Raw genomic sequence first — 10,082 nt, 5'->3', positions numbered from 1 at the left:
AGAACCGCGGCTGCGGCGCGAGTCCCTGCACCTCGACAATCTGGTCGCCGATCGCCAGGCACTCCAGGAGCGGCTCGCGCGAATTTGATGACGCGCTCGGGCTGATGGAGTGGCTGGGGGCGCCCTCGCCGGCTGGGGATTGGATGTTTCGAAGGATCGGCATGCTGTTGCTCGCCGAGAGCGGGCGTACCGGCGAAGTTCGAATGTCGGAGAGATATCCTCCGATAGTGCGTCAGTACGTAACCATCCGGTGTGGGCCGCGGCAGAGGCGCTTTTGCGTGTTAGACTGCTTGCATGGAGATCGACACCGACAAGATCGACGATGCCGTTCTGGGCCTGCTTTGGCTGACGCTGCATGAAGAGAGGCGCGCTTGGAAGGGGTTGGATTGGGACGCTCTGGATCGCTTGCACCAGAAGGGGCTGATCGCGAATCCAGCAAACAAGGCGAAGTCAGTGGTTCTGACAGATGAAGGCCTGCGGCGTGCAGAGGAGCTGTTCCGAACCCTGTTCACGCGGCCGACGCCATGAGCGCTGGGCGGGCGTTCCAATTCCACGCCAAGAGTCGCGCAGTGCCCATAGGGCCAGGGCCGCGGTGGCTATGGTCTTAGGAGATTTCCTGCGGCAGGTTTGGGCGGAGCGTCACCCGTAGCCCTGCGCTCGTCGGCGATTTGCCGAAGGTTGTCGATGCCGTCTTCGGTGAAGACGACGATAGTTTCGCTTAATTCGGTTACGGGATAGCCGTCGTAGGCGCTCAGGCAACCGTCTTCCGAGAACATCTCGATCGAGCAATCGCGCAAAAAGTCTTCGTCCTCTTCGAGCATCTCGGCCACGTATTTGAGAGTGTAAAGAGCGGAGTTGCGATATCCCATCTGACGGCCTCAACGATCCGGTTTGCATGTGAGCCCAATAATGAAGGCCCAGATCAGGCAGCTTTAGCTGCTGCGATCGTCAAAGGGCTCCAATTCCAGGGAAGCAAGTCCTCGAGCCGTGTGATCGGCGTGTCGGCGATACGGGCGAGGACATCGGCCAGCCAGGCCTGCGGATCGACGTCGTTGAGCTTGGCGGTGGTGATCAGCGTCGCCATGAAGGCTGCCCGATCGGCGCCTCGATCGGAGCCTGCAAACAGCCAAGCTTTCCTGCCGAGGGCAAAGCCACGCAGCGCCCGTTCGGCGGCGTTGTTGGTGAGGCAGATCCGGCCGTCGCTGAGGAAGGACGTGAAGCCGTCCCAACGCTTCAGCACATAGTCGATTGGCTCAGCAACCGGAGAACTCCGGGACAATTTTGCCCGCTCGGTCCGCATCCATTCCTCAAGCGCCTCTGCGATCGGTCGGCTCTCCTGCTGGCGTCGTTGCAGGCGTTCGTCGGCGGCAAGACCGTTGATGTCGCGCTCGATGTCGAACAGCGCGTCCATGCGTTTGACCGCCTCGAGCGCGATCGGAGAGATCGGCGCGGCATCCTTGTCGCGCCTGGCGTTGGTGGCGATGTCGGCGAGCACGAAGAACTTACGACGTGCATGCGCCCAGCACAGCGCCTGGGTCAGCGGACCGGGGCCACGATCTGCCTTGAAGAGCGGATTGTAGCCGCTATAGGCGTCCGCCTGCAGAATGCCGCTAAAGGTCTTCAGATGGCGCTCGGGATGTTCCTGCCGCCGATCGCGCGAAGCATAGTAGAGTGCCGCCGGCGGCGATTGCCCGCCGAACGGCCGGTCATCCCTGACATAGGTCCAGATGCGGCCCGTATCGGTCTTGCCCTTCGCCAGAATCGGCACGGTGGTGTCGTCGCCATGAAGCCGCTCGGCGGCAAGCACTTGCGTCTCGATCAGCGCATGCACCGGCTTCAGCGCCGCGGTACAGGCGCCGACCTGATCGGCCAGTGTGGATAGGCTGAGGTCGATGCCCTCGCGGGCATAGCGCTCGCTTTGCCGGTTCAGCGGCTGGTGCTGGCCGAACTTCTCGAACAGGATCATCGCCAAAAGGTTCGGCCCGGCAAAGCCGCGCGGCGTCACGTGGAAGGGCGCCGGCGGCTGGGTGATCTTCTCGCATTCACGGCAGGTGAACTTCTCACGCACCGTCTGGATCACCTTCCACTGGCGCGGGATCACCTCCAGCGTCTCGGTAACGTCCTCGCCAAGCTTGGCCAGCTTGGCTGAACCGCAGCACGGGCAGTTCCGCGGCGCGGCGATGACGACACGCTCACGCGGCAGATGTTCGGGGAAAGGCTTGCGCGACGGACGCTTGCGCTCGAAAGCTCGGACTGTCGATGACCGCGCGGCCAGTTCCGCTGCCAGTTCGTCCTGGCTGGCGTCGGCCTCCAACTCCTCAAGCTGCAACTCCATCTGTTCGAGAAGCCGCGCCTTGCGCTCCGAGCGGCTGCCATGGATCTCGCGCTTCAGCTTCTCGATCTCCAGTCGGAGCCGCGCGATCAGCGCATCCGAGTGCGAGTTCACCGCTTGCGCGCGGGCGGCGAGTGCTTGTGCCTCCCGGCGGGCCGCACGCTCCGCGAGGATCATCGCGTGCGCACTGGCAAGATCATCAGGAAGCTGATCGGCCGCATCAGTCATGGCGCGATGGAATCATATTCGCTCCTCCATGCCAACGATTTTGCTCATCCCGCCGAGCTCGGACGCCAGGTTTTTTGCGGCATCCGCCAGTCGATGCCTTCGAGCAGATAGCCGAGCTGAGCGGGCGTGATCACCAACGTTCCGTCGGCCGCCGATGGCCAGATGAACCGGCCGCGCTCGAGCTTCTTCGTAAACAGGCAGGCACCCTGGCCGTCATGCCAGATCACCTTGATCAGCCCTCCCTGACGCCCGCGGAAACAGAACAAGTGGCCGCTGTGCGGATCGCGCTTCAAGGTCTCCTGCACCATCAATGCGAGGCCGGGGAAGCCCTTGCGCATGTCCGTATAACCGGTGGCGAGCCACACCTTCACACCGCTCGGGATCGAGATCATCGCCGCTCCAGTACATCCAGGATCCGGCCGAGCGCCTCGCTATCGATATCACTCTCGACCCGCAGGCGACGGGCGCCGCCAAGCTCGATGGTCACCGTGCTGCTCTTCTTGCGCGATCGCGATATCGGTGGTTGCTGCGCAGGCGGTTGCGGCGCCGGCCGCGCCTCGACGACTTCCACCGCAACGAGCTGTGGCACGGTCGGCGCGGAGATCTGGCAGAGCTCCTTGCGCCACCGAAAAAGCTGGCTCCCATGAATGCCGGGCGATCGTGCAATCTCGGAAACACTGGCCCCAGGCTCAAACGTCGCTGCGACCAGCCGCTCCTTCTCCTCCCGAGACCAGCGCCGGCGCCGCTCAACCGACGTGATCACTTCGATCTGATGCTTCGTCACAGGTCTACTCCTAGTGCTTGCACTAGGACTGGCAGCCTTCAGCCTACCTCAGCAAGGCGGCCGTCACCGTGGGGATACGTCAGTACGCCGCCTCATCCGCAAGCTCGGACGCCCGGGTGTACGATTGAGATTTTGCTATGAGGCTGGACCCACCGGATACGGTCTGAAGCGGGAGATCGAAGCGGGCGTTCAACGTGCCGACGTGCGCCAGCTCGAGTTCGCCTTCGATACGGGCCTTCTTGGGGCCAGTGCACACAGCGGGGCTGCAGAAGCGTTCCTGTGGCACTGCGTTACCTGCCGGCTTGCCATGCATCTTGACCAGCATTCGTCACCAACGATGAGAACGGTGGCGTGCGGATTTGTCATCGCCTGTTCCTCCCGCGGTCCGCGCTGCCCCTTTTGTCGCGATGGACGGCAAGGGTAACCGGCGTGCGCGACTTGGGCGTCTTGTGGATGAAGTTGTGACGCGCGATGTGATAGCTGGGATCGAAACCGTAGAAGTTGTGTCGCATCCGCTGCAATTCCTCGACACGATAGGCAGCCAGCGGCTTTATCGCCTCGTCCCGGGCACGACGCAGCCGCTTTGCGGCGATTCGCGCGGCAATGTCGGGCGATCCCGCCAAGGCGGCGGCCTTGCGATGAATTTCCTCGCGGGCGATTTCCATCTCGCCGGGCAGGCGGCACGTGGCGAGTCCCAGTTCGAGCGCTTCATCGATGCCCATCGGCAGCCGCGCCTGGGTTACACGCCTGGCACGCTCGTCGCCGACGCGGGCTGGCAGCAGGTAGGTCCAGTATTCCGAGCCGTAGAGATTGCCCATGTCCTTGTAGTGCGGGTTGAGAACAACACCTTCGCGCATCCAGATCTCGTCGGCGGCAAGCGACAGGAAGACGCCGCCCGCACCGGCATTACCGAGCACGGCGGCGATCACCAGACAATCGTTGCAATCGATGATTTCGCGCACGAGATCGTTCATTGCGTTGATGTTGCGCCAAGATTCGTCCGCGGCGCTCTCGGTGTTTTCGATGATGCCAAGGTGAATACCGTTCGACCAGCAATCCGCATCGCCTTCCAGCACCATCACCGGCAGCGCACGCGCCTTCGCTTCGACGATCGTTTCGCGCAGCGCAGCGCAATCCTCGGACGACATCGCACCATTGTAGAACTGGAATTCGAGGAAACCCATGCCGTTCTCCTCATGATAGCGGCAGGGGTGGGGGCCATCGATCACCTGCAGATGGCCCGCCTCGATTTCGAGAAGATGAAGCGCCGGCAGCTTCAATTTGCTTGCTCCCGGCTGACGAAGATGGCCGATCCAGAGCGCGCCTTCACGGAAGGCCATTGCCACAGCCCGCCCCGAGCTGCCGATCAGCATGCCCGGTCGTTCGGAAAGTCCCGCCGCGACCGCCGCATTGAAGACCAGGAACGGTTGTCCGGCGATCGTCATCAGCGCGCCGGGATCACCGTCCGACGCGTCGATGATCCTGAGTGCTTCTTCGGCGGTATGGAGCATCGGGTCGATGGTGCGGTCGGCTTTGCGGCAGGCGGGCCGGGTGGAGCCCTTGCCCCAGTTTGCCGGCAGCTGAGCGCCCATCTGCCCCCCGATGCGGCCGATCGCCTCCAGGACACAGCCGACTGCCGCTTCCGTCACTTCATGGCGGTAAAGGCTGGATTTTCGTGTCCGGCGCGTCGGAAATTCGCGCCACGCCCAGACCGGCCCCGCATCCATATCCTCGCGCGCCTCGATCAAAGTCACGCCCCACACGGCTTCCCCAAAGAGGATCGCCCAGTCGAGCGCGCTCGGTCCCTTGTCGCCCCGGATGCCGGGATGGACGATCAGACAAAGCGTCTTGCGCCAGATATCCGCCGGAATCGGCCGCTTCAGGAACGGCGCGATCACCAGATCGGGGCAGAAGAGCGCGACTGCCTCCCGCGTCAGGTCGTCATGGATATCGAGCTCGACCGACACGTCATGCCCGGCTCTGCGCAAATCCACATGCAGGCGCTGGGACAGAGAATTGAAGCTATGGCAGAGGAGCAGGATGCGCATCGGCACTCCTCAGCAGATTCTGGGAAGCTGTTCGCCGGACAGCCAGTCAACGATGCGTCCGCCGCCGAACGACGTTGCCATTTGCACGAAGCAATCGTCGTCCGCCACGACATGGCCGACCAGCGCCGCTTCCCTGCCAAGCGGGTGAGCCCGCATGACGGCGAGCATTGCATCAGCGGCTTCGGGCGCCACGACTGCGACGAGCTTGCCCTCGTTGGCGACATTCAGCGGATCGAGGCCGAGGAATTCGCAGGCCGCAGCCACCTCGGGCTTGATCGGAATGGCCTCCTCATCGATACGAAAACCAACCTTCGACGCATTGGCGATCTCGTTCAGCGTCGCTGCAAGGCCGCCGCGGGTCGGATCGCGCATCAGCCTGATCGCGGCTCCGGCAGCCTCGACCATGCCGGCCACCAGACCATGCAGTGCGGCGGAATCCGAGACGATACCTGTGTCGAATTCGAGGTTCTCTCGCTTCGACATCACCGCGACGCCGTGATCGCCGATCGAGCCGGACACGATAACCACATCGCCCGGACGGGCAGCATCGGAGCGGAGATCGAGCCCGGCTGGAACCATGCCAACGCCGGCGGTGGAGATGAACACGCCGTCGGCCTTGCCGCGTTCGACCACTTTCGTATCGCCGGTGATGATCGGCACGCCCGTCTCGCGCGACGCGTCACCCATGGTTTCGGCGATGCGGTCGAGATCGGTTAGCGGAAAGCCTTCCTCGATGATGAAGCTCGCCGAAAGATAAAGCGGCACCGCGCCCGCCATCGCGATATCGTTGATCGTGCCGTACACGGCTAGCGAGCCGATATTGCCGCCCGGGAAGAACAGCGGCGAAACAACGTAGCCGTCGGTGGTCATCACCATACGGCCGCCCGGCACCATGAAGGCCGACTGGTCGTTGCCGGCCCGCAACCATTCATTGTCGAAAGCCTTGTGGAATATGTCCTCGATCAATTGGCCCATGGCGCGACCGCCGGCCCCGTGGGACAGGTCGACGCGGCCATTTTTGAGGTCGAGCTTGCGCCTGTTGGCTTTTATCATAACGTCGTTTGACGGACCTTCATTCAAAGGCTTTGGCATGCTCGCGCAAGCGGCCGTAGGTCCAATGGGCGGCACAGGCACCCTCGGGAGAGACCATGCAGGATCCCATCGGCGTGTCCGGCGTGCAAACGGTGCCGAACAAACTGCAGTTGGCCGGCTTCTTGACGCCGCGCAGGATCGCGCCGCATTCGCAGGCCGGGTTGTCCTTCGCGGCCGTCGTCACCATCGAGAAGCGCTTTTCGGAGTCGTGTTCGGCATATTGCGGCCTGAGCCGCAGCGCGCCATAAGGCACTTCTCCGAGCCCGCGCCATTCGAAGCTCTCGCGAAGTTCGAAGAAATTGGCGACCTGGGCCTGCGCCTTCTCGTTGCCGAACCTCGTGACGGCGCGGATATACTGGTTCTCGACCTCATGGCGGCCGTCGTTCACCTGCCGGACCAGCATCAGGATCGCCTGGATGACATCGAGCGGTTCGAAACCCGCCACCACGACCGGTTGCTGGAATTCCTCGGCGAAAAATTCGTAGGGCTCGGTGCCGATCACGATGCTGACATGGGCAGGGCCGATGAAACCGTCGATCTTGACCGTGCCCAGTTTGCGGACATCCGGGCTTTCGAGAATATTCTGGATCGCCGCCGGTGTCAGCACGTGGTTGCAGAAGATCGAGAAATTCCTGAGCTCTTTGGCAATCGCGACCCTGAGCGCCAGCGCTGTCGGCGGCGCCGTGGTTTCGAAGCCGATGGCGAAGAACACCACTTCCCGATCCGGCTCGGCTTCGGCGATCCGTAGCGCATCCAGTGTCGAATAGACCATGCGGATATCGGCGCCGGCGGCCCTGGCCTTGAGCAGGCTCGATTCGTTCGAGCCCGGCACGCGCATCAGGTCACCATAGGTGCAAAGCGTGATCTCCGGCCGCATGGCAAGCGCGATTGCCGCATCGATGCGGCCGATCGGCAGCACGCAGACGGGACAGCCAGGACCATGGATCATCTGCACATTTTGCGGCAGAAGGTCTTCAAGGCCATAGCGGGAAATCGCATGCGTGTGGCCGCCGCAGAATTCCATGAAATGATAGGAACGCGCCGGATCGGCAAGCGCGGCGATTTGGCGGGCGATTTCCTTGGCGAGCCTGCCGTCGCGATGTTCGTCGATATATTTCATGCCAAGGCAGCTTCGCGGATCAGGGCCAGTGTCCTTTCCGCCTCTTGCGGATCGATCTTGCCCAGGGCGTAGCCGACATGCAGCACGACATAGTCGCCCGCCTTGACGTCCTCGACAAGCGCGGTCGAAATGATCTTCGAGACGCCGTCGAGTGTCACCTTCGCCATGTTGTCTGGCAGCACGTCCTTTACCTTGACCGGTATGGCTAGGCACATTTCGGGTTGTCCACCTGGCCTCTATCGTTGTTGATGACCTGCCTTGCGAAGGCGGCCTGGCCAAGCGCAATGCCGCCGTCATTGGCGGGAATCATCCGCGGCAAAAGTGGCTCCAGACCAAGATTGCGCAAGGCGTTCGCAAGGCCTTCAGCGAGGACGCGGTTCATGATGCAGCCGCCGCCGAGCATGATCTTGCTCGTGCCGGCTTGCGAGGCCCCGCACGCCGCCCAATCGGCAAGACCGGCGATCAGCGTGCCATGGAACAGGTTAGAGGCGCTGACGCCGCAAAGCTGCCGCTCGGCCAGATGAACGATCAGCGGCCGGAAATCGAGCATGCCGTCGACAATGCTGTAGCCTTCGGGAAGACAGTGCGGGCTCTCAGCCAGAGCCTCGAACTCCATCGCCGCCTGTCCCTCGTAGCCCTGGACGAGGCGCACTCCGCTGACCGCAGCTGCCGCATCGAAGAGCCTTCCCAGGCTCGACGTCCGGCTCGGCTGCATGCCACACGCGAACATGGCTTGGAGATGCGCGACGCCGGGATGTCCCGGCCAGAGCTTTGGCGCAAGATCGATGCGGCCAGCGGCCCGCAGCGCGGCGACCCCCATGCGCCAGGGTTCGCGCGCAGCACGATCGCCGCCCGGCAGCGGCAGGGGCGAAAGCGAGCCCAGCCGATGCCAGCGGTATCCGTCGACCATCAGCATCTCGCCGCCCCAGCTCCCGCCATCTGCGCCATAACCATGCCCGTCGAGCGCCAACCCGAGAACCGGTCCGGTGACGTGATGCTCGACGACGACAGCGGCAATATGGGCAAGGTGGTGCTGGATCGCAACGAGCGGCAGGCCCAGGCTCTCAGCCATCCGCACTGACCGGAAATCGGGATGCAGATCGCAGGCGGCATGGTCCGGCCTGATATCGAGAATCGAACTAAGATGCGCGACCGTCTCCTGCTGGAATCGGGTCGCTTCGGCATTGTCGAGGCCGCCGATATGCTGCGACAGGAACGCCTCCCGGCCGCGCGTGACGCAGACCGTGTTCTTGAGATCGGCGCCGGTGGCGATCACGCACGGACCGTCCTCGCCGAGATCGAGAGGCTCCGGCACGAAACCGCGTGCCCGCCTCAGGAAACTTGGAGCACCATCGATCACCTGCATGACCGAATCGTCGGCGCGAACAGCGATATCGCGATTGTGCGTGACGATGAGATCGGCAATCCCGGCAAGCCGGCGTTCGGCATCGTCATTGCTGGCCACCACCGGTTCGCCGCCCGGATTGGCGCTGGTTGCGATCAGCGCGGCGGGGCCATCTTGCGGACACTGGGCAAGTGCGTCAAACAGCAGATGGTGCAGCGGCGCATGGGCAAGCATCAGGCCGATCCGCTTGAGCCCGGGTGCGATGAGGTTGGAAAGCCCATCAAGACCCTCCACCAGCACGATCGGGCCGGCAGCGGACATGAGCAGCGCTTCTTCGACCCCCGTCAGATCCGCAAGAAGCCGCGCCGCCTCGATATCCCCCACCATGACGGCCAACGGCTTTTGGTGGCGCGCCTTACGCAACCTGAGAAGGCGGATGGCGGCATCGTTGCGCGCATCGCACAGCAGGTGGAAGCCGCCTATCCCCTTAAGCGCGACGATTTTGCCTTTCAGCAACCGTGCAGCAATCTCCCCGACGGGGTGACTGAGTTGCGGACCGCAGGCCGGACAGGCGACGGGTTGTGCATGGAAGCGCCGGCTTTCGGGGTCGGCATAGTCGGCGCGGCAGGACGCACACATCGGAAAGGCGGCCATCGAGGTCTGCCGACGGTCATAGGGCAGGGCGCCGGTGATGGTGAAGCGCGGGCCACAATGGGTGCAATTGACGAAGGGATAGCCGAAGAGGCGGCTCTGCGGATCGGTCAGCTCCCGCCGGCATTCGGCGCAAGTTGCGGCATCGGCGCCGATGCGCGTCGCGCCGTGTCCGCCGACGCTTTCAAGTATCTTGAAGAGTTCTCCGCCGGCTGCGTCCATCTCCAGCACGTCGACGGAGTCTATTCGTGCCAAGGGCGGCGCCTGCATGCGCACAGCTTCGGCGAACCGGCCTGCACAAGTGCCTTCGACCTCGATCAGCACGCCGGCGCTGTCGTTAAGCACGAAGCCCGTCAGGCTCATCGTCCGCGCCAGCCGGTAGACGAACGGACGGAAACCGACGCCCTGCACGCAACCGCGCACCCGCAGCCGCAGCCGCTGGACCGGATCCTCTACTGCCGATGCCTGGCCGCGTGCCATGG

10 protein-coding genes are annotated in these 10,082 nt (G+C 63.5%); 1 reads left to right on the top strand and 9 read right to left on the bottom strand.

Features of this window, described 5'->3' with window-relative positions:
• Nucleotides 1-294: 294 nt before the first annotated feature.
• Nucleotides 295-528: a DUF6429 family protein gene (locus OHD62_RS32730; protein WP_254019400.1), complete on the top strand. Its 234-nt coding sequence runs from the start codon at nucleotides 295-297 to the stop codon at nucleotides 526-528.
• A gap of 68 nt (nucleotides 529-596) precedes the next feature.
• Here OHD62_RS32730 and OHD62_RS32725 read toward each other — a convergent pair whose 3' ends face one another.
• The 9 genes from OHD62_RS32725 to hypF form a co-directional block, all read right to left on the bottom strand.
• Nucleotides 597-869 (bottom strand): hypothetical protein, encoded by a 273-nt coding sequence (locus tag OHD62_RS32725; RefSeq protein WP_263791545.1) that lies wholly within the window; start codon nucleotides 867-869, stop codon nucleotides 597-599.
• A 53-nt stretch (nucleotides 870-922) separates the two neighbouring features.
• Nucleotides 923-2,509, bottom strand: a complete 1,587-nt coding sequence (tnpC, locus tag OHD62_RS32720; RefSeq protein WP_412177449.1) for an IS66 family transposase — start codon at nucleotides 2,507-2,509, stop codon at nucleotides 923-925.
• Between the two features lie 95 nt (nucleotides 2,510-2,604).
• Complete coding sequence (tnpB, locus tag OHD62_RS32715; RefSeq protein WP_254019403.1) at nucleotides 2,605-2,952, bottom strand: IS66 family insertion sequence element accessory protein TnpB; 348 nt, start codon at nucleotides 2,950-2,952, stop codon at nucleotides 2,605-2,607.
• Entirely contained in the window at nucleotides 2,949-3,344 is a 396-nt protein-coding gene (gene tnpA / locus OHD62_RS32710) for an IS66-like element accessory protein TnpA (RefSeq protein WP_263791527.1), read from the bottom strand. Before tnpA ends, tnpB begins: the two co-directional genes overlap by 4 nt.
• Nucleotides 3,345-3,706: 362 nt before the next feature.
• Nucleotides 3,707-5,392, bottom strand: a complete 1,686-nt coding sequence (locus OHD62_RS32705; protein ID WP_263791524.1) for an enoyl-CoA hydratase-related protein — start codon at nucleotides 5,390-5,392, stop codon at nucleotides 3,707-3,709.
• Between the two features lie 9 nt (nucleotides 5,393-5,401).
• Nucleotides 5,402-6,484 carry a hydrogenase expression/formation protein HypE gene (gene hypE / locus OHD62_RS32700; protein ID WP_318528666.1) on the bottom strand — a complete coding sequence of 361 codons (1,083 nt, stop codon included), beginning with the start codon at nucleotides 6,482-6,484 and terminating at the stop codon, nucleotides 5,402-5,404.
• Nucleotides 6,465-7,604 (bottom strand): hydrogenase formation protein HypD, encoded by a 1,140-nt coding sequence (hypD, locus tag OHD62_RS32695; RefSeq protein WP_263791522.1) that lies wholly within the window; start codon nucleotides 7,602-7,604, stop codon nucleotides 6,465-6,467. The genes hypE and hypD overlap by 20 nt, the downstream gene beginning before the upstream one ends.
• Complete coding sequence (locus OHD62_RS32690; RefSeq protein ID WP_006205709.1) at nucleotides 7,601-7,819, bottom strand: HypC/HybG/HupF family hydrogenase formation chaperone; 219 nt, start codon at nucleotides 7,817-7,819, stop codon at nucleotides 7,601-7,603. The genes hypD and OHD62_RS32690 overlap by 4 nt, the downstream gene beginning before the upstream one ends.
• Nucleotides 7,810-10,080, bottom strand: coding sequence for a carbamoyltransferase HypF (hypF, locus tag OHD62_RS32685; protein WP_263791548.1), 2,271 nt, complete (start codon nucleotides 10,078-10,080; stop codon nucleotides 7,810-7,812). The genes OHD62_RS32690 and hypF overlap by 10 nt, the downstream gene beginning before the upstream one ends.
• Nucleotides 10,081-10,082: the final 2 nt, after the last annotated feature.

This window comes from Mesorhizobium sp. YC-39 (assembly GCF_025753795.1).
Lineage (GTDB): Bacteria > Pseudomonadota > Alphaproteobacteria > Rhizobiales > Rhizobiaceae > Mesorhizobium.
The sequence above is the reverse complement of the archived record's forward strand: the minus strand, read 5'-3'. Positions and strand labels throughout refer to the sequence as shown.